Genomic DNA, 18,009 nt, shown 5'->3' on the forward strand with positions numbered 1-18,009 from the left:
TGCCTCTCAGCGAGTCGTGTCGGTGTCGCGCTTGTCGACAAAAGCATCACGGTGTTCGTCGGCGACGCCCTTGAGGTTCAGTTCGAACGTGTAGCCCTGCTCGAAGCGGTACGACGTGTTCACGTCGACGGGGTCGATGCCGTTCAGGCACGCCTTGGCCGCCCGGATCACGGTCGGCGACTTCTCGGCGATCTCCCCGGCGACGCGCATCGCCTCGTCCCGCAACTGCTCCTGCGGCACGACCGACAGCACCGACCCGAAGTGGTGCAGTTCCTGCGCCGTCGCGGTCGTCGCCGTGTAGACCATCGCCCGCATCTTGTGCTGCGGCACCAGGCGGGCGAGGTGGGTGGCCGCGCCGAGGGCTCCACGGTCGACCTCGGGCAGGCCGAAGGTCGCGTCGTCGGCGGCGACGATGACGTCGGCGTTGCCGACGAGGCCGATGCCGCCGCCCAGGCAGAAGCCGTTGACCGCGGCGATCACCGGCACCTCGCACTCGTACACGGCCTTGAACGCGGCGTAGCAGCCGGCGTTGGCGCCGACGAGGGCGTCGAACCCGTCGGTCTCCTGCATCTCTTTGATGTCGACGCCGGCGTTGAAGCCACGCCCCTCGGCCCGGAGGACGACGACGTGCACGGCTGGGTTCTTGCCGGCGTCCGTGACCTGTTGGCCGACGTCGAACCACCCGGCGACGGTGAGGGCGTTGACCGGTGGGTTGTCCATCACGATCTCGGCAACACCGGATTCATGGACGGTGGTGGTCGTCGGCATGGGCCGGACCGTAGTGCGGATCTGACGCGGCGTCAGATCCGGCGGTACCGTCCTCGCCGTGAGCACGACCTCGTCAGGAACGCGTACCGAACCGGCCATCGAGGGATGGTTCACCGACGACCCGGAACCGGCGCTGCTGGGTACCCGGTGTGACGACTGCGGGACCGTGTTCTTTCCCCGGGTCGAGGGGCTGTGCCGCAACCCCGGGTGCTTCGGGCGCAACCTGGTCGAGCACCGTCTGTCGAACCACGGCACGATCTGGAGCTACACCGATGCTCGCTACCAGCCGCCGCCGCCCTACATGGTTCCCGGCGACGAACACGTCCCGTTCTGCCATGTCGCGGTCGAGCTCGAGGCCGAGAAGATGATCGTGATGGGCCAGGTCGTCGACGGCATCAGCATCGAGGACCTGGAGGTCGGCATGCCTGTCCGACTCGTCATCGACACGCTGTACACCGACACGGAGGCAGAAGGCGGGCCGGTCCGCAAGACCGTCTGGAAGTGGGAACCGTCGTACGGGACGGGGGAGATGTCATGAGCGATCGCCCGAACGTCCGTGTTGCCGGCGTCGCCATGACCGAGTGGGGCAAGTGGGGGCGGAACTTCGCCACCTATGGCGTCGATGCCGCCGAGGCAGCGTTGAAGGACGCCGGCATCGACTGGCGCGACGTGCAGTTCGTGGCCGGTGGCGAGACCGTGCGCAACGGCTACGGCGGCTACGTCGCCGGCGCCACCATCGCTCGCATGTTGGGCTGGAACGGCGCCCGGGTCTCCACCAGCTATGCCGCCTGCGCCTCGGGCGCGACGGCGATGGAGTCGGCCCGCACCCGGATCCTGGCCGGCCTGTGCGACGTGGCTCTCGTGGTCGGCGCCGACACCACGCCCAAGGGCTTCCTCGCCCCCAACGCCGGCGACCGACCCGACGATCCCGACTGGCTCCGGTTCCGCCTCCTCGGCGCGACCAACCCGACGTACTTCGCGCTCTATGCCCGCCGTCGGATGGCGCTCTACGGCGCGACGCCCGAGGACTTCGCCCAGGTGAAGGTCAAGAACTCGAGGCACGGCCTCGCCAACCCCAACGCCCGCTACCGCAAGGAGGTCACCGTCGACGACGTCCTCAAGTCGCCCGTCGTGGCCGACCCGTTGCACCTGCTCGACATCTGCGCGACCTCCGACGGCGGTGCGGCCGTCGTCCTCGTGAGTGAGGACTACGCCAAGAAGCACGGTCTCGGCGGCGCCGTTCGGGTGCGGGCGATCTCGACCGTCACGCCGTCGTTCCCGAACATGCACCTCGATCTCCCCGAGTTCTCGACCGACTCGGCGGTGGCCGTCCCCGCGCCGGAGATCGGCTTCAAGGACTCGATTGCCCACGCGGCCTACGAGGAGGCGGGCATCAGCCCCGACGACGTGTCGCTCGCCGAGGTGTACGACCTGTCGACCGCGCTCGAACTCGACTGGTACGAGAACATCGGTCTCTGCCAGCCGGGAGAGGCCGAGAAGCTGCTGCGCGACGGCGACACCGCGCTCGGCGGTCGCGTGCCCGTGAACCCGTCTGGTGGCCTCGGCTGCTTCGGCGAGGCCGTGCCCGCCCAGGCGCTGGCCCAGGTGTGTGAGGTCACGTGGCAGCTCCGTGGCGAGGCGACCGGCAGACAGGTCGAGGGAGCGACCGTGGGCGTGACCGCCAACCAGGGTCTCTTCGGCCACGGCTCGTCGGTCCTCCTCTCGACGTGAGTTCTGGAGTGGCAGGGTGACGGTCGATGACCGTCGCCGGCCTCGCCGCACTCCGCGCCGAACGTGATGCGCTCCTCGTCCACGGAGACGAGTCCGTCTGGAACGACGTGTGTCGTCATCTCGGTGACGTCGTCGACCTCGGCACGCTCGACTCGCTCCAGGTCCCGGTCGCGGGCGACCTCCTGCGCGACTTCGGCCCACTGGGCAAACATCCGTCGCACCTCTGGGCCGATGGTCTCGTCTACGCCAGCGTGGTCCATCGGTGCTTCGACGCTGGCGGCCCGGTGTTCTCCGCGTCGGTTGGTCCCGCCATCGCCTGGTTCGAATCGGCGCTGCCACAGGTCGCTCGCGATGGGCTGCACCGCGTGCTCGATGCACCGGTGGCGTTGGTCCTCGACGCCCCACGAACACTGTGGCGTGTCGGCGACGGCATCGGATTGGGCGAAGCGCCCGAAGGCGTCGCTGCCGCCGCGGCGCGCATCGCCGTCGGACCGGTCGCCTTGTTGCGGTTCGGGTCGGGACGGAGCCGTTGGCAGGACGAGGACGTGCGGATCGAGGGCGACGACCAGCTCGCTCGACGGACGCTCGACGAAGTGAGGATCTGAGATGGCACGTGTCGTTCTGGTGACCGGGGGGACCCGGGGGATCGGGCGGGGGATCGCCCAGCGGTTCGCCGACGGTGGAGACACCGTCGTCGTGTGCGGCCGCCGCGAACCCGAGGACGGTGCTGTCGGCGAGTTCCGATCGTGCGATGTCCGTGACCCCGAGTCGGTCGAGGCGTTGTGCGACGGCGTCGCCGCCGACCACGGGCGTCTCGATGTCGTGGTCAACAACGCCGGTGGTGCCCCGATGATGGACGCCGCCACCGACTCGCCGAACTTCACCCGAAAGGTCGTAGAGCTGAACCTGCTGGCGCCGATCTACGTGAGCCGGTACGCCCATCGCCACCTCGCCGCGGCCGACGACGGCTGCATCGTGAACGTGGCCAGCGTCTCGGCCACCCGCCCGTCGCCGTCGAACTCGGCCTACGGCGCGGCCAAGGCCGGCCTGCTCGGGTGGAACCGTTCGCTCGCCGCCGAGTGGGGTGGCGACGTGCGGGTCAACGCCGTCGTCGTCGGCCTGATCCGGACCGAGCAGGCGCACCTGCACTACGGCGACGACGCCGCCATCGCTCGGGTCGAGAAGACGATCCCCGCCGGTCGGATGGGAACTCCCGTCGACGTGGCCGAAGCGTGCTGGTGGCTCACGTCGCCTGCGTCCGGCTGGATCAGCGGCGCCGAACTCGAGGTCCACGGCGGCGGCGAGCCGCCGGTGTTCATCGGGGCGGTCGAAGGCGACTAGCGGCGGTAGTCCGCTGCGCTCGGCGGCACACCGATGCCGGGGGTCAGGCGCTCGTCGTCGATCGGCGTCCCGAAGTGCGTCGTCATGGGGATGACTCCGGCCCAGACGTCGGGCAGGTCGTAGTCCTCCTCGTCGTCGAGCGGTCCGCCGGAACGGGTCTTGACCGAGGCCTCCTGGAGCGGCACCTTCACCACGAGCGTCTTCGTGACCTCCTCGTCGTGCATGGGGCGGACCTCGGCCGTTCGACCGGGCACGAGCTGCTCGACGATCGCGTCGAGAGCGGCCGCCTTCTCGTCGTCGCCCTTGATCGGCACCGCGGTCCCGAAGACGACGACCGACCGGTAGTTCATCGAGTGGTGGAAGGCGCTGCGCGCCAGGACCAGTCCGTCGACGTGGGTCACCGTCACGCACACCGGCGTTCCCTTGCCGGCGGATCGCAGCCAGGTGGCGGCCGGCGAGCCGTGGATCAGCAGATCATCGCCCCGGCGGGCGTAGGTGGTGGGGATGACGACCGGACCGTGGTCGGTGGCGATGCCGACATGGCACAGCACGCCCTCGTCGAGGATGGCGTTCGCCGTCGCCCGATCGCGGGTGCCCCGGTCGGGGCTGCGGCCGATGGTGGTGCGGTCGGTCTCGGGGAATCTGTCGGACGACGTGGTGCTCACGTCAGGCAAGCCAACGGGAGATGGCCTCCACGATGCACGCGGGTTTCGCGGATCCCTCCAGCTCGACGGTGATCACCATCGTCGTCTGGAGTCCACCGGGGACGTCTTCTGCAGCGTCGAGTCGGACGTTGCCCCGCACCCGCGAACCGACCGGCACCGCGGCAGGGAAGCGGACCTTGTTGACGCCGTAGTTCACGCCGGACGAGATGCCGGTGACCTCGAGCACCTGCGGCAGGAACAGGTTGGTCAGCGAGAGCGTCAGGTAGCCGTGGGCGATCGGGCCGCCGAAGGGGCTCTCCGCCTTCGCCCGTTCGACGTCGACGTGAATCCACTGATGGTCGCCCGTGGCGTCGGCGAACGTGTCGACCCGCTCCTGCGTGATCTCGAGCCAGTCGCTGGTACCGAGGTCGCTGCCCACGGCCGCTCGCAGTTCGTCGAGTCCGTCGATGGTGGTGATCGCCATCGGCCCACGCTAGGAGATCGCCCGGATCGCGGCGGTGGCCGCGACCGCGGCGAGGACGACGACCACGAACGGCGCACGGAGTCGCAGCGCGACGCCGGCCACGATCACGCCGCCGAGGCGAGCGTCGACGACGACCCGTTGACCGTCGGCAATCGTGCTCACGACCACGAGCGCAGCGAGCAGCGCGGCCGGGATGCGGTTGGACAGCGCATCGACCATCGGAGGGAGTCGACGGCCCCCGAGCAGGAGCGGTCCCGCGGACTTGAGGGCGTAGGTGCCCAGCGTCAGCCCGACGAGCACGGTCATGGTGGTGCTCATCGCGGTCGTCCGATGGCGAGCACGCCGAGGGTCGCGGCGAGGATCGGGACGCCCGGTGGGGCGAACGGGATCGTCACGGCGGCGATCAGCGCGCCGGCGGCGGCGATACGTCGGCCGTGCCCACCGGCGGCCCCGATGAGCCTCGGCCACAGCAGCGCGAGGAAGGCCGCCGGCCCGGCGGCGTCGAGTCCGAAGTCGGTGACGAAGTCGTCGCCGATGGAGGCGAGCGCGACGCCGAGCAGCGTGCAGATGTTCCAGAGGACGAACACGGCCAGTCCGCCGGCCAGGAACCCGTACCTCCGCCATCGGAGATCGTCGTGTGCGGTCGCCACGGCGGTCGACTCGTCGATGACGAGTTGGGACATCGCCGCTCGCTTCCACCACGGACCGTCGAGCGCGGGGGCGAGGATCACCCCGAAGGCCAGGGATCGCAGGTTGAGCAGCAGGCCGGCGCCGATGGCCGCAGCTGCGGTGCCGCCGTCGCCGAGCACGTCGACGGCGGCGAACTGTGATGATCCCGCGAAGGTGAGCGTGGAGAATCCGGCAGCATCGAGCCACGAGAGGCCGGCGTCGGCGCAGGCGACGCCGAAGACGATGCCGAACGGGGCGACGGCGAATGCGACCGACAGCGCCTGCCGCAGGATCTGCCCTCGCTCCGGTGCCATCCGTTGACGATATGACCTGACCACTACCGTGGCCCGATGCGATCGCTCCTCGCTCGGCTCATCCTCAAGATCGGTCGGTATCGACTCGTCAACAAGGCCCCGGACGAACCGGTCATGGTCCTGGTTGCCGCGCCGCACACCTCGAACTGGGACTTTCCGCTGATGCTCGCCATGGCGTGGGCCGCTGGCCTGTCACCGAAGTGGTTGGGCAAGAAGCAGATGTTCGCCGGACCGATGGCACCCATCTTCCGAGCCCTCGGTGGCATCGCCGTCGACCGTGACGCCCCTGGCGACCTCGTCGCCGACATGGCAGCCGATGCCCGCTCGACGGCGTCACTGGCACTGGTCGTACCGGCCGAGGGCACACGCTCGAAGGGCGAGTACTGGAAGTCGGGGTTCTATCGGATCGCCCGCGACGCCGAGATCCCCATCGTCCTCTCGTATCTCGACGGTCCGAGCCGCACGGGTGGCTTCGGCCCCTCGATCGACTCGTCGCAGAGCGTCTCGGCCGTGATGGACGAGGTCCGAGCGTTCTACGCCGACAAGGGCGGCGTGAAGCCGGCCAACAAGACCGAGCCGCGTCTCCGCGAGGAAGACGCGGGCTGACCCTTCGTCAGACTGTTCGGCCGAGGAACGCTGCGAGGCGGTCGGCAGCAGTGGCGTCGGCGGGAGCTTCTGCTTCCGGACCGAACGGTGCGCCCTCGGGGCCGCGGAACGCGTCCTGGATCGCCGCCTTCGACTGCTCGAGGAGCGCGGCGGCCAGGGCCGGGTCGAGGTCCGTGGACTGCCCCGTGGCCTTCGCGAGATCCCAACCGTGGACGAAGGTGTCGGTGGACGCCATGCCCATGAACGCGGCGCCGGGCATCGTGCCGAATGGGAGGTCGTACATCTTCTCGAGGGCGCCGTCGGCACCGAAGGCGGCCAGGCACTCGGTCGACGCGGCGTCGAAGTCGGCGACGAAGTCGTCGGACACCTTCTCGTCGGACGGCGCGGCGCCGGTGATGCCGGACGCGAAGAACCGCTGGCCGCCCACGATGTGATCGATGAGCTCGCGGACCGTCCACGAGCTGCACGGGGTCGGACCGTCGAGTTGATCGGCGCCGACGCCGGCGAGCACGGCTCGGGTCGCGGTGACGGCTTGTTCGAGGGGTTGCGTGCTCATGGCGGTTGCTCCTGATCGAGGATGTCTGCTGCGACCGTATCCGCCTCGTCGGCGGGATGCCCCGGGTCTGGCGGTGCAGCTGGTGCAGCGTCGGAGCGACAAGGGAAAAGGGGTGGGCTTCACTCCTCGCCGCTCGGAACCGGTTGTCGCTCTGACACTGCACGAGGTGGGGTCGGTGATCCCCGTGGGGCGTTTCTGTCACCCGTGCTCGGGATGCTGGAACGATGCTCACCGACGACGAACGGATCGACATCGAACTCCGACTCGCACGAATGCTCTCCGGCACCGCGCTCCGCCACCACCTGACCGTGCTGCTCATGGAAGCGGGCGGCGCGGTGCGGACGGTCGCCGATCTCGTCGGAGCGATTCACCGGGAGGGGTTCACGCTCCCGGGCCGGGACCGTCGACGGCGTCTCGCCTCAGCCGAATCCGCTGCTCAGGCCCGCTGGCTCGAGACGCTGACGATCTCGCCGGTCATGTACGTCGACAGGTCGGAGGCGAGGAACACGATCACGTTGGCGACCTCCCACGGTTCGGCGGCACGCCCGTAGGCCTCTCGGGCGGTGAGGTCGTCGAGGAGTTCGTCGGTGGTCACCTTCGCGAGGAACGGGTGCATCGCGATGCTCGGCGCCACGGCGTTCACCCGCACGCCCTGTTCCGCACCTTCGACCGCGGCGCAACGGGTCAGCGCCATGACCCCGGCCTTCGCCGCGGCGTAGTGCGCCTGACCCTTCTGGGCCCGCCAGCCGAGGACCGAGGCGTTGTTGACGATCACACCGCCGCCCGATGCGTACAGGCGGGTCATCGCGGCACGCATGCAGCGCATCGTCCCGGTGAGCGTGACGTCGAGCACGACGTTCCACTGCTCGTCGGTCATGTCGACCAGGTCGACCTCGCCGCCGAGTCCGGCGTTGTTGACGACGGTGTCGAAGCCGCCGAGTGCCTCGGTCGCGGTGTCGAAGAGCGCCTGGACCTGTGCCTCGTCGGTCACGTCGCACACCGCAGTCGGCGGGCGGTCGACACCGAGGTCCTCGGCCAGTCGGTCGGCAGCCTCGCCGAGGCGCCGTTCGTGATGATCGGACAGCAGGACCGATGCGCCCTCGAGCAGGCAGCGACGTGCGGTGGTGTACCCGATTCCCGTCCCGGCGGCCGCGGTGACGACCACGCGGCGACCGGTCAGCAGGCCACGGGGTTCGGGCTCGGCGGGGGGCGTTGCGAAGGGTCCGGACACCTCGGCAACGCTATCTGACACCCCGTCAGATCCCGTGATCCGCCCAGAGCGATACGGTCGGGACATGACCGATCTCCCGCTCCTCGGAAGCCATGTCAGCCCGGACGACCCGCTCGGTGTCGCCGCCTCCGAAGGGGCCGACGTCGTACAGATCTTCCTCGGCAACCCGCAGTCGTGGAAGAAGCCGCAGCCGCGAGAGGACGCCGCCGAACTCAAGGCGTCGGACATCCCGATCTACGTCCACGCTCCGTACCTCATCAACGTCGCATCGCCGAACAACCGGGTCCGGATCCCGAGCCGGAAGATCCTCCAGCAGACCTGCGACGCGGCGACCGAGATCGGTGCCGCCGGTGTGGTGGTGCACGGCGGTCACGTGACCGAGGGTGAGGACGAGACCGAGGGCTTCATCCGCTGGCGCAAGGCCATGGACAGCCTCGAGACCGACATGCCGGTGCTGCTCGAGAACACCGCCGGCGGCGACCACGCCATGTCTCGGCACTTCGACACCATCGGTCGGCTGTGGGACCACATCGGCGACACCGGCATCGGGTTCTGCCTCGACACGTGCCACGCCTGGGCGGCGGGGGAGGAACTGGTCGACTCGGTCGAGCGGATCATCGGCATCACCGGCCGGGTCGATCTCGTGCACTGCAACGACTCGAAGGACGGCCACGGCTCCGGACGTGACCGCCACGAGAACCTCACGCACGGCCAGATCGATCCCGAGGCGATCCTCGCCGTCGTCCGGGCGGCCAACGCTCCGGTGATCTGCGAGACGGCCGAAGAAGGCCGCAAGGACGATCTGGCGTTCCTCCGCACCAACCTGTAGCTCACGCCGGCGCGGCGTCACCTCGGACGAGGGTCTGGTAGAGGTCGGCGTAGAGGCCGGCTTCGCGACGGAGTTCGTCGTGGGTGCCGCTCTCGACGATCCGGCCGTCGTCGACCACGAGGATCTGATCAGCGTCGATGATGGTCGAGAGTCGGTGGGCGACGACGAGCGACGTGCGCCCCTCGAGCGCGTGCGCCAGCGCGGCCTGGACCGCGGCCTCGTTCTCGCTGTCGAGGTGCGACGTGGCCTCGTCCAGGATCACGAGCGCGGGGTCCTTCAACAGCATGCGGGCGATGGAGAGGCGCTGCTTCTCGCCGCCGGAGAGGCGGTAGCCGCGGTCGCCGACCACGGTGTCGTAGCCCTCTGGCAGGGCGGCGATCACGTCGTGGATACGCGCCGCGCCACACACCCGCTCGAGGTCGGCGAGGGTCGCACTGGGGTCGGCGTAGCGCAGGTTCCCCGCGATCGTGTCGTGGAACAGGTGGGGGTCTTGCGAGACGACGCCGATCGCTCGGCGCACCGTCGACTGCGTGAGGTCGCGCAGGTCGTGGCCGTCGATGCGGACGGCGCCGGAGTCGACGTCGTAGAGGCGGGGGACGAGGGACGTGAGCGTCGTCTTGCCCGCGCCCGACGGACCGACGATGGCGACGAGCTGGCCGGGTTCGATCGTGGCCGTCACACCCCGCAGCACCGGACCGGCCGAGGTGTCGTGATCGGGCACGGCGCCGTCGAGCGACGGGAGCGACACCTGGTCGGCGGTGGGATAGGTGAACCAGACGTCGTCGAAGTCGATGCGGCCCTCGACGCCGACGAGGTCGACGGCGCCCGGACGATCCTGGATCGGGTTCTCGATGTCGAGGACCTCGAAGACCCGCTCGAAGCTGACGAAGGCAGTGAGCACGTCGATGCGAGCGTTGGTGAGCGCCGTGAGCGGTTGGTAGATGCGCTGGACGAGCGCGGCGAGTGCCACCAGGTCGCCGGTGCTGAGCGACCCGTCGATCACCAGCGAGCCACCCCACCAGTAGACGACGGCGATGCCGAGTGCCCCGACGAAGCCGAGGGTCGAGAAGAAGATGCGGCCGAGGACCGCCGACTTGATGCCGGCGTCGCGCACGCCTGCGGCGTCGTCGGAGAACTTGTCGGTCTCGCTGTCGTGACGACCGAAGAGCTTGACCAACATGGCACCGGCCACGCCGAAGCGCTCGGTCATGGTCGAGTTCATCCGGGCGTTACGTTCCATCTGCTGACGGCTGATGTCGGCGAGACGGTTGCCGACCTTCTTGGCCGGGATGAGGAATGCAGGTAGGAGTGCGACGGCGAGGATCGTGAGTCGCCATTCGAGGGCGATCATCGCGATCAGCGTGGTCACCAGGACGACGACATTGGAGACGACCGAGCCGAGTGTCCCGGTCAGCGCCCGCTGCGCGCCGATCACGTCGTTGTTGAGGCGAGAGACGAGGGCGCCGGTCTGGGCGCGGGTGAAGAACGCGACCGGGAGTCGTTGGACGTGGTCGAAGAGTCGGACCCGCAGGTCGTAGATCAGTCCTTCGCCGATGACCGACGAGAGCCAGCGTTCGACGAGGCCGAGCACGCTCTCCGCCAGGGCAGCGAGGATCGCCAGGACGGCCAGCATCGTGAGCAGCCCACGGTCACCATCGGCGATTGCGCCGTCGATGATCTGTCCGAAGATCAACGGGGGAGCGAGGCCCAACAACGCGGCGAGCACGATCGCCGTCAGGAAGCCGAAGATCTGTGCCCGGTAGGGGCGAGCGAAGCTCCACACCCGCCGCACGATGTGGCGGTCGACCGTCGCGCCGGTCACGTCCTCGCCATGGCGAGGAAGCATCGAGTGGGGAGGCTGGCGCATGGAGCGAGCCTACGAGTCCTCGACCGACGCGCCTCAAGAGGTCAAGTCCCGGCGGTACCGTGCCGAAGAGCGTCGGAAGAACCGGAACGGAAAGAGACTCATGAGGACGAGGTCGATCGTGGCGGCGTTCGGTGGTGTGGCGATGTTCGTCGCGCTCCTGCCCAACGCTGCGGGTGCACAGGTGGACGGGGCACGGCCAGACCGCGCGCCACGTGCGTCCGAGACGCCGGTCGCACCGCCCTCCGAGCGCGACGGACGCCCGACAGCACCGCCGGCCGATGCGCGACAGTCCGTCCCGGACGACGCGTCGCGCCAGGCAGAGCCCGATCCGGAGAACGTGGTCGTGAAGTTCCGCGACGACGTCGTCCGGCCCAGCTCGGTCGACGGTGAACCCGTTCGCGATGTCCCCGAGTCGGGCTACTCACTCGTCGAGGTGCCCGAGGACAAGAGCGCCGACGAGGTGGCCGCCGAACTCGAGGAACGCTCGGACGTCGAGTTCGCCGAGCCCGACCGACAGGTCACGGCCTTCGAGTCCCCGGGCCAGACCGGCGAGTTCGACCGCATCGGCGTGAAGGACGCGTGGAAGCGAGCCAAGGGCTCCTCCGACGTCGTCGTGGCCGTCGTCGACTCCGGCATCGACCAGGACCACCCGGACTTCACCGGTCGCCTGGTCACCGGATACGACTTCGTCGACCCCGGGACCTACCCGCACGACAGCGACGGTCACGGCACGTCGACGGCAGGAGTCATCGCCGCCCGTCACGGTGCCGGCACCACGATCGACGGCGTCGCCGGCGGCGGGACCAAGATCATGCCGCTGCGTGTCCTCAACGGGGGGAGCGGCCCGCTGAGTTCGGTGGCCGCTGCGATCCGTTACGCCGCCGACCACGGCGCCGACATCGTCAACCTGTCGCTCGGCGCCGAAGGTCGGAGCATCGCGGTCGACAACGCTGTCGCCTATGCCGCGGACCGTGGTCTCCTGGTGATCGCGTCGACGGGCAACGACGAGGCGTTCCTCAGCAACACACCAGCGAACTCGCCGAGGGTGATCGGCGTCTCGGCCACCGACGACAACGGCGACACCGCCGCCTTCACGACGTACGGCCCCGACGTCGACCTCGCCGCTCCCGGCGTCGCCATCAACACCACGGCCAACGGCGGCGGGAGCACCACGGTCAACGGCACGAGCTTCTCGGCACCGATGGTCGCCGGGGTCGCTGCCCTCCTGAAGGATCGTCACCCCGGGTGGAGCGGCGATCGCATCGCCACCGAACTCCTGCTCACGGCGGAGGATCGCGGACCGGTCGGTATCGACGACTTCTACGGCTACGGCATCGTCGACGCAGCCGCCGCCCTCGGTGTCTCCGGGCGGGCACCCTTCGTCGGCGTCGCACCTGCGGCCGTGGATTCCGAGCCCAACGACGTCAGCAGCCGGGCCACGGCGACGACGACGAACAACACCGGGTCGATCACCCCCGAGGGTGACGTCGACTGGTGGAAGTTCGACTCCGCGGGCGGCGAGGACGTCACGATCACCGTCACGCCATCGGGCAGCGCACCCGGCCCCGAGTTCGATCCCGTCGTCCGGATCCACGGTCCCGACGAGGAGTTGGTGATCCACCTCGACGAGTGGATCGGCGACACGCCGGAGTCGACGACGATCACGACGGTGGAGGGCGAGTACAAGCTCTCGATCGAGAACTACTTCGGCACGGTCAGCCCCGGCGGCTACCAGCTGTCGGTCGTCAAGACGCCGTCGGTCGCGAGCCCGACCGAGACGGAGGGTGGCAAGCCGTGGCTCGAGGCGACGACGCCGACGGCGCGTCGCTCGGGCGTGTCGAGGACCGCGAACCTGACAGTCCGGACCGGTCGGACCATGAAGGGCTCGTCGGTCAACGGCAACACCGTCGTGCTCATCGACGGGATCTACGGCGGAGCGGTCCAGGCTTCGGTGACCTTCAACGGGAACGACACGATCACGGTCAACCCGACGGGGTCACTGGATCCGGGTCGCCCGTATGCGCTGATCCTCGCCGGTGTGCAGGATGTCGCGAGCAACTACGCGCCGTGGACGATGATCCCGTTCTCCACGACCGGCTCGTTCGTGCAGCCGAACATCAGTGGCGTGTACGAGCCGATCGTCGGCGACTTCTCGGGTGACGGGGCGAGCGACGTCTTGTTCTACGGGCCGGGTACGGCAGCCGACTTCCTGCAGTTGGGTGACTGGTCCGGGCTGTTCGACCTGGGAGCGTTCCCGATCAACGGGCAGTACGAACCGTTCACGCTCGACCTCGACGGCAACGGCCACGACGACATCATCTTCTACGCCCCGGGTACGACGCAGGACTACATCTGGCTCTTCGACGAGGCCGGGTACTACTCCGTGCCCACGAAGGCCTCGGGGATCTACGAGCCGTTCACGCTCGACCTCAACGGCGACGGGTTCGACGACATCCTCTGGTACGCCCCGGGTCCGGCCCAGGACTACATCTGGTACGGCAAGGCCGGCGGCGGTCACACGAGCGTGCCGACCAAGGCCAGTGGCGACTACGAGCCGTTCGTCGGCGACTTCAACGACGATGGGTTCGACGACATCTTCTGGTACGCACCCGGCACGGCGAACGACTATCGCTGGTACGGCAAGGCGAACGGGTTCACGAGCGTCCCGACGACGGTGAACGGCACCTACCGGCCGATCGCCGGCGACTTCGACGGTGACGGGTACGGCGACGTGCTCTTCTACGCCCCGGGCGCAGCGCCCGACTTCCAGTGGCTGTTCCGAGCCGGCGGATACGACAGCGTCCAGGTCTCGATCAGCGGGACCTACACCCCGCTCGGTGGCGACTTCAACGGCGACCGCTTCGACGACGTGTTCTTCTACGGCGTCGGCACTCGGAGCGACTCACTTCTGCTGGGCGGCACGGACGGTCTGTTCGGCTGACGCCCGGGCTGCGAACATGAACACGATCGGGCCTTGACGCCTGGGTGGCGCGAGTCCAGAATTGGACACGTGTCCACCACAGGTGTCCAAGCAACGTCGCCCCGACGGCACCTGAGCGACAAGCGGGCCCGCACGGTCGAACGGCTCACCGAGGCGGCGGTCGACGAGCTGCGAGAGAACGGATACCAGGGCTTGTCGGTCCGAGCCGTCGCGGCTCGGTCGGGTGTCGCACCGGCCACGGCGTACAACTACTTCTCGTCCAAGGAGCATCTCGTCGCCGAGGTCTTCTGGCGGCGGATCAGTCAGCAGGAGGAGCGGTCGCTCGATCGCCGACGGTCTGCGGCGACGCGCGCTGCCGATGTTCTCTCGGACTTCGCGTTGGTCGTGGCCAACGAGACCGAGCTCGCCGCGGCGTGCACAGTCGCGCTCCTGGCCGACGATCCCGAGGTCCACGAGCTGCGGACCAAGATCGGTCGTCTGCTCCACACCCGACTGGTTGCCGCGCTGGACGGAGCAGCGTCGCCGGCGGCGATCCGCACGCTCGAGTTCGCGGTGTCGGGTGCGCTGATCGAGGTCGGCACCGGCCACCTCGCCTATGACGACGTGCGCTCGCTGCTCGCCGAGTCGGCCGCCCTCATCCTCGGAGGATCTGCATGAGCGTCGCCATCGACCCGCTGGTCTACGACCCCTACGCCTACGAGATCCACGAGGACCCGTATCCGACCTACGCCCGGATGCGTGAGGAAGCGCCCGTCTACCGCAACGACGAGCGTGACTTCTGGGCGCTGTCGCGCCACGAGGACGTCATGGCGGCGTTCCGGGACACCGAGCGATTCTCCAACGCGCACGGCGTGTCGATCGATCCCGCTGCGTCGGGCCCACACGCCCACAAGACCATGTCGTTCCTGGCCATGGACCCGCCCGAACACGGCCGCATGCGCGGGCTCGTGTCGCGGGGCTTCACCCCTCGGCGGGTCATGGAGATGGAGGACGACATCCGGGCGCTGACCATCGGCCACCTCGATGCCTGCCTCGAGAAGGGGTCGTTCGACTTCGTCGCCGACCTGGCGGGCAAGCTCCCGATGGACGTGATCTCCCAGATGCTCGGCGTCCCCGTCGAGGATCGGGCGCGGCTGCGGCGAGCCTCGGACCTCCTGGTCCACCGCGAGGAGGGGGTCACCGACGTGCCGCAGGCTGGCGTCGAGGCCGCGTTCGAGTTGGCCGTCTACTACGCCGGGATGATCGCCGATCGTCGTACGAACCCCCGCGACGACCTCGTCTCGGCACTGTGCGCGGTCGAGACCGAGTCGCCGACGGGCTCTGGGGTCGATCGGCTCACCGACGACGAGATCACCGCCTTCCTCTTCCTCATGGTCGTCGCCGGCAACGAGACGACGACGAAGCTCCTGGCCCATGCCTGGTACTGGGGTTGGGCGAATCCCGACGAGGTCGCCAAGCCGTTCGTCGATCCCGGTCGCATCCCCGACTGGGCGGAGGAGACGTTGCGTTACGACACGTCGAGTCAGATGCTCGCCCGCGTCACCACCACCGACGTCCGGTTGCACGGCGTGACCATCCCCGCAGGCGATCGGGTCCTCCTGCTCGCCGGGTCGGCCAACCGGGATCCCCGTCACTTCCCGGACGCCGACCGATACGACCTCGACCGCGACACCACCGGGATCGCCAGCTTCGGCGTCGGTCGCCACTTCTGCCTCGGCGCGTCGCTGGCACGGCTCGAGGCCCGTGTCGTGCTCGAGGAACTCGTCAAGCGCGTGGCGTCGTACGAGATCGATCCGGACGGTGCCCGCCGGGTCCACTCGGTCAACGTCCGGGGCTTCGAGACCCTGCCCACCACCGTGAAGGTCCGCTGATGCCACGCTTCGCCCCCCACCCCGACCGACGCGTCGCCGTGGTCACCGGTGCCTCCTCCGGGATCGGCGCGGCGACCGCTCGGGCGTTGGCCGCTGCCGGTCATCCGGTCGTGCTCGGCGCCCGTCGCACCGATCGACTCGACGACCTCGCAGCAGCGATCGCCGCCGACGGAGGCGAGGCGGTCGCCATCGCACTCGACCTGACCGACGACGCATCGATCGATGACTTCGCGGCGAAAGCGGCCGACGCGCTCGGCCCGATCGACATCGTCGTGAGCAACGCCGGCGACGTCCATCCGGAGACCGCGCTGGGGATCGACCCCGAGGACTTCGTCCGGGCGGTGCAGATCAACCTCACGGGGGCGCACCGACTGGTGAACCGGCTCGGCCGCCCGATGGTCGAGCGCGGTCATGGCGACATCGTCTTCGTCACGTCGGACGTGGTCGTCCGCCAGCGCACCCACATGTCGGGCTACGTGGCGGCAAAGTCCGGCCTCGAGGGACTCGCCCGTGCCATGCAGATGGAGTTGGAGGGGACCGGCGTGCGAGCGACCATGATCCGCCCCGGCCCGTCGACCACCGAACAGGGGACCACGTGGAGTGAGGAGAAGATCCTCCACGTCATGCCGCACTGGTCGGCGTGGGGTCACCTGCGTCACAACGGCGGTCTTCGCCCGAGCGAGATCGCCGACACCATCGCCTTCGTGGTGTCCGTGCCGAAGGGGACGCACCTGACGCTGGTGGAGATCCAGCCCGAGGCGCCGGTGCACGATGAACGGAGCCACGAATGACCGACACGAAGAAGACACCGCCGTCGGTGTCGGGTGGGGACGAGCCGAACGGCCACCTCGAGGAGCTCCGACGTGACCCGATCGGGTTGATGCAGCGTGTGCGCGACGAGTGCGGCGATGTCGGTGAGTTCCGCATGGCCGACAAGGAGGTCGTCCTCCTCACGGGGGCCGAAGCCAACGAGATCTTCTTCCGGGCCAAGGACGAGGACCTCGACCAGGCGGCGGCCTACCCGTTCATGACGCCGATCTTCGGCGAGGGGGTCGTGTTCGACGCACCGCCCGAACGGCGGCGCGAGATGCTCCACAACCAGGCGCTGCGCGACTCGTTCATGCGGGGGCATGCGGAGACGATCCAGCGCGAGGTCGACGAGATGGTCGCTCGGTGGGACGATGTCGGCGAGATCGACCTGCTCGACTGGTTCGCCGAGCTGACGATCTACACCTCGTCGTCGTGTCTGATCGGTCGGCGGTTCCGCGAGCAACTCGACCACCGCTTCGCCGAGCTCTACCACGATCTCGAACAGGGCACCGACGCCCTGGCCTACGTCGACGCGTATGCCGACATCCCGTCGTTCCGGGCACGCGATGCCGCTCGAGTGGCCTTGGTCGAGCTGGTGCAGGGGATCATGGACCGACGTGCCGCAGGTGGCCCGCCGGCGGATGGCGAGTCCGACCTGCTCGACGTCCTCATGTCGATCAGCGACGACGACGGCGATCCCCGGTTCGACGCCGACATGGTCACCGGCATGTTCATCTCGATGATGTTCGCCGGGCACCACACGGCGTCGGGGACCGCGGCGTGGACACTCATCGAACTGCTTCGTCACCCCGACGAGATGGCGGCCGTGGTCGCGGAGCTCGACGAGCTCTATGCCGACGGCGCCGAGGTGAGTTTCCAGGCGTTGCGCGAGATGCCGCGGCTGGAGGGCGCCATCAAGGAGGCGCTCCGTCTCCACCCGCCGCTCATCCTCCTGTTGCGGGTGTCCAACGTCGACCTCGAGGTCGGTGGCTTCCACATCGCGCCAGGGAAGATGGTGGCGGCCAGCCCCGCGATCTCGAACCGGATCCCCGAGGCGTTCGACGACCCGGATGCGTTCCGCCCCGGCCGCTATCTCGACGACCCGGCCGCCGACGTGGCCAACCCGTGGAACTGGATCCCCTTCGGCGCCGGACGCCACCGGTGCGTCGGCGCCAACTTCGCCATGATGCAGCTCAAGGCGATCTTCAGCGTGCTGCTGAAGGACTGGAGCTTCGAGGCCGCCCAACCGCTCGACAGCTACCGGAACGACCACTCGAAGATGGTCGTCCAACTGGCCCAACCCTGCGCCGCCACCTACACCCGCCGCACCCCCACCGACCTGACCCC

General features: G+C 69.0%; 18 protein-coding genes and 1 pseudogene. 11 read left to right on the forward strand and 8 right to left on the reverse strand.

The annotated features are described in order from the left end of the window. Positions 1-6 precede the first annotated feature (6 nt). Positions 7-768 carry an enoyl-CoA hydratase family protein gene (locus AB8619_RS00275; RefSeq protein WP_436794479.1) on the reverse strand — a complete coding sequence of 254 codons (762 nt, stop codon included), beginning with the start codon at positions 766-768 and terminating at the stop codon, positions 7-9. A 58-nt stretch (positions 769-826) separates the two neighbouring features. Between AB8619_RS00275 and AB8619_RS00280 the strand changes: the two genes are divergently transcribed. The 4 genes from AB8619_RS00280 to AB8619_RS00295 are packed head-to-tail and all read left to right on the forward strand — an operon-like array spanning position 827 to position 3,840. After that, positions 827-1,306, forward strand: coding sequence for a Zn-ribbon domain-containing OB-fold protein (locus AB8619_RS00280; protein WP_436794480.1), 480 nt, complete (start codon positions 827-829; stop codon positions 1,304-1,306). Next, a complete protein-coding gene (locus AB8619_RS00285; protein ID WP_436794481.1) occupies positions 1,303-2,499 on the forward strand; it encodes a lipid-transfer protein in 1,197 nt (398 codons plus the stop codon). Before AB8619_RS00280 ends, AB8619_RS00285 begins: the two co-directional genes overlap by 4 nt. Positions 2,500-2,525: 26 nt before the next feature. Further along, positions 2,526-3,104 (forward strand): hypothetical protein, encoded by a 579-nt coding sequence (locus tag AB8619_RS00290; RefSeq protein WP_436794482.1) that lies wholly within the window; start codon positions 2,526-2,528, stop codon positions 3,102-3,104. A 1-nt stretch (position 3,105) separates the two neighbouring features. Then, entirely contained in the window at positions 3,106-3,840 is a 735-nt protein-coding gene (locus tag AB8619_RS00295; protein WP_436794483.1) for an SDR family oxidoreductase, read from the forward strand. Here the strand turns inward: AB8619_RS00295 and AB8619_RS00300 are convergent. From AB8619_RS00300 to AB8619_RS00315, 4 genes are read right to left on the reverse strand one after another with little or no spacing between them, the layout of a single operon-like run. Beyond that, positions 3,837-4,505, reverse strand: coding sequence for a pyridoxamine 5'-phosphate oxidase family protein (locus AB8619_RS00300; RefSeq protein ID WP_436794484.1), 669 nt, complete (start codon positions 4,503-4,505; stop codon positions 3,837-3,839). The two genes, AB8619_RS00295 and AB8619_RS00300, sit on opposite strands and share 4 nt — an antisense overlap. Before the next feature lies 1 nt (position 4,506). Continuing rightward, positions 4,507-4,968 (reverse strand): MaoC family dehydratase, encoded by a 462-nt coding sequence (locus AB8619_RS00305; RefSeq protein ID WP_436794485.1) that lies wholly within the window; start codon positions 4,966-4,968, stop codon positions 4,507-4,509. 9 nt (positions 4,969-4,977) lie between these two features. Next, a complete protein-coding gene (locus AB8619_RS00310; RefSeq protein ID WP_436794486.1) occupies positions 4,978-5,286 on the reverse strand; it encodes an AzlD domain-containing protein in 309 nt (102 codons plus the stop codon). After that, positions 5,283-5,951 (reverse strand): AzlC family ABC transporter permease, encoded by a 669-nt coding sequence (locus AB8619_RS00315; RefSeq protein WP_436794487.1) that lies wholly within the window; start codon positions 5,949-5,951, stop codon positions 5,283-5,285. Before AB8619_RS00315 ends, AB8619_RS00310 begins: the two co-directional genes overlap by 4 nt. Before the next feature lie 36 nt (positions 5,952-5,987). Between AB8619_RS00315 and AB8619_RS00320 the strand changes: the two genes are divergently transcribed. Next, complete coding sequence (locus tag AB8619_RS00320) at positions 5,988-6,557, forward strand: 1-acyl-sn-glycerol-3-phosphate acyltransferase (protein WP_436794488.1); 570 nt, start codon at positions 5,988-5,990, stop codon at positions 6,555-6,557. Positions 6,558-6,564: 7 nt separating this feature from the next. On the opposite strand, the gene AB8619_RS00325 is transcribed toward AB8619_RS00320, so the two are convergent. Continuing rightward, a complete protein-coding gene (locus AB8619_RS00325; protein WP_436794489.1) occupies positions 6,565-7,113 on the reverse strand; it encodes a TIGR03086 family metal-binding protein in 549 nt (182 codons plus the stop codon). A 436-nt stretch (positions 7,114-7,549) separates the two neighbouring features. Next, positions 7,550-8,410, reverse strand: coding sequence for an SDR family oxidoreductase (locus AB8619_RS00330; RefSeq protein ID WP_436794490.1), 861 nt, complete (start codon positions 8,408-8,410; stop codon positions 7,550-7,552). Here AB8619_RS00330 and AB8619_RS00335 point away from each other — a divergent pair. Next, the gene (locus AB8619_RS00335; protein ID WP_436794491.1) at positions 8,409-9,173 is read left to right on the forward strand and encodes a deoxyribonuclease IV; all 765 of its coding nucleotides are present in this window, start codon (positions 8,409-8,411) and stop codon (positions 9,171-9,173) included. The genes AB8619_RS00330 and AB8619_RS00335 overlap by 2 nt on opposite strands. Position 9,174: 1 nt before the next feature. Here AB8619_RS00335 and AB8619_RS00340 read toward each other — a convergent pair whose 3' ends face one another. Next, complete coding sequence (locus AB8619_RS00340; protein ID WP_436794492.1) at positions 9,175-11,040, reverse strand: ABC transporter ATP-binding protein; 1,866 nt, start codon at positions 11,038-11,040, stop codon at positions 9,175-9,177. Between the two features lie 100 nt (positions 11,041-11,140). Here AB8619_RS00340 and AB8619_RS00345 point away from each other — a divergent pair, with 100 nt between their 5' ends. From AB8619_RS00345 to AB8619_RS00365, 5 genes and pseudogenes are all read left to right on the forward strand, one after another. Next, positions 11,141-13,981 carry a S8 family serine peptidase gene (locus AB8619_RS00345; protein ID WP_436794493.1) on the forward strand — a complete coding sequence of 947 codons (2,841 nt, stop codon included), beginning with the start codon at positions 11,141-11,143 and terminating at the stop codon, positions 13,979-13,981. 69 nt (positions 13,982-14,050) lie between these two features. Continuing rightward, positions 14,051-14,638 (forward strand): TetR/AcrR family transcriptional regulator, encoded by a 588-nt coding sequence (locus AB8619_RS00350; protein WP_436794494.1) that lies wholly within the window; start codon positions 14,051-14,053, stop codon positions 14,636-14,638. Further along, positions 14,635-15,852 carry a cytochrome P450 gene (locus tag AB8619_RS00355; protein ID WP_436794495.1) on the forward strand — a complete coding sequence of 406 codons (1,218 nt, stop codon included), beginning with the start codon at positions 14,635-14,637 and terminating at the stop codon, positions 15,850-15,852. Before AB8619_RS00350 ends, AB8619_RS00355 begins: the two co-directional genes overlap by 4 nt. Then, positions 15,852-16,643 carry an SDR family oxidoreductase gene (locus AB8619_RS00360; RefSeq protein WP_436794496.1) on the forward strand — a complete coding sequence of 264 codons (792 nt, stop codon included), beginning with the start codon at positions 15,852-15,854 and terminating at the stop codon, positions 16,641-16,643. Before AB8619_RS00355 ends, AB8619_RS00360 begins: the two co-directional genes overlap by 1 nt. Beyond that, positions 16,640-17,992, forward strand: a pseudogene (locus tag AB8619_RS00365) (cytochrome P450); the annotation flags it as partial. The gene AB8619_RS00360 and the pseudogene AB8619_RS00365, both read left to right, overlap by 4 nt. Positions 17,993-18,009: the final 17 nt, after the last annotated feature.

The organism is Actinospongiicola halichondriae (genome assembly GCF_049103745.1).
Lineage (GTDB): Bacteria > Actinomycetota > Acidimicrobiia > Acidimicrobiales > Salinilacustritrichaceae > Salinilacustrithrix > Salinilacustrithrix halichondriae.

Coding starts and splice junctions, on each gene's coding strand:
- AB8619_RS00290 (WP_436794482.1), top strand. CDS start 2,526: ATGACCGTCGCCGGCCTCGCCGCACTCCGCGCCGAACGTGATGCGCTC.
- AB8619_RS00340 (WP_436794492.1), bottom strand. CDS start 11,040: ATGCGCCAGCCTCCCCACTCGATGCTTCCTCGCCATGGCGAGGACGTG.
- AB8619_RS00330 (WP_436794490.1), bottom strand. CDS start 8,410: ATGTCCCGACCGTATCGCTCTGGGCGGATCACGGGATCTGACGGGGTG.
- AB8619_RS00355 (WP_436794495.1), top strand. CDS start 14,635: ATGAGCGTCGCCATCGACCCGCTGGTCTACGACCCCTACGCCTACGAG.
- AB8619_RS00305 (WP_436794485.1), bottom strand. CDS start 4,968: ATGGCGATCACCACCATCGACGGACTCGACGAACTGCGAGCGGCCGTG.
- AB8619_RS00335 (WP_436794491.1), top strand. CDS start 8,409: ATGACCGATCTCCCGCTCCTCGGAAGCCATGTCAGCCCGGACGACCCG.
- AB8619_RS00310 (WP_436794486.1), bottom strand. CDS start 5,286: ATGAGCACCACCATGACCGTGCTCGTCGGGCTGACGCTGGGCACCTAC.
- AB8619_RS00315 (WP_436794487.1), bottom strand. CDS start 5,951: ATGGCACCGGAGCGAGGGCAGATCCTGCGGCAGGCGCTGTCGGTCGCA.
- AB8619_RS00275 (WP_436794479.1), bottom strand. CDS start 768: ATGCCGACGACCACCACCGTCCATGAATCCGGTGTTGCCGAGATCGTG.
- AB8619_RS00325 (WP_436794489.1), bottom strand. CDS start 7,113: ATGAGCACGCAACCCCTCGAACAAGCCGTCACCGCGACCCGAGCCGTG.
- AB8619_RS00360 (WP_436794496.1), top strand. CDS start 15,852: ATGCCACGCTTCGCCCCCCACCCCGACCGACGCGTCGCCGTGGTCACC.
- AB8619_RS00285 (WP_436794481.1), top strand. CDS start 1,303: ATGAGCGATCGCCCGAACGTCCGTGTTGCCGGCGTCGCCATGACCGAG.
- AB8619_RS00295 (WP_436794483.1), top strand. CDS start 3,106: ATGGCACGTGTCGTTCTGGTGACCGGGGGGACCCGGGGGATCGGGCGG.
- AB8619_RS00345 (WP_436794493.1), top strand. CDS start 11,141: ATGAGGACGAGGTCGATCGTGGCGGCGTTCGGTGGTGTGGCGATGTTC.
- AB8619_RS00320 (WP_436794488.1), top strand. CDS start 5,988: ATGCGATCGCTCCTCGCTCGGCTCATCCTCAAGATCGGTCGGTATCGA.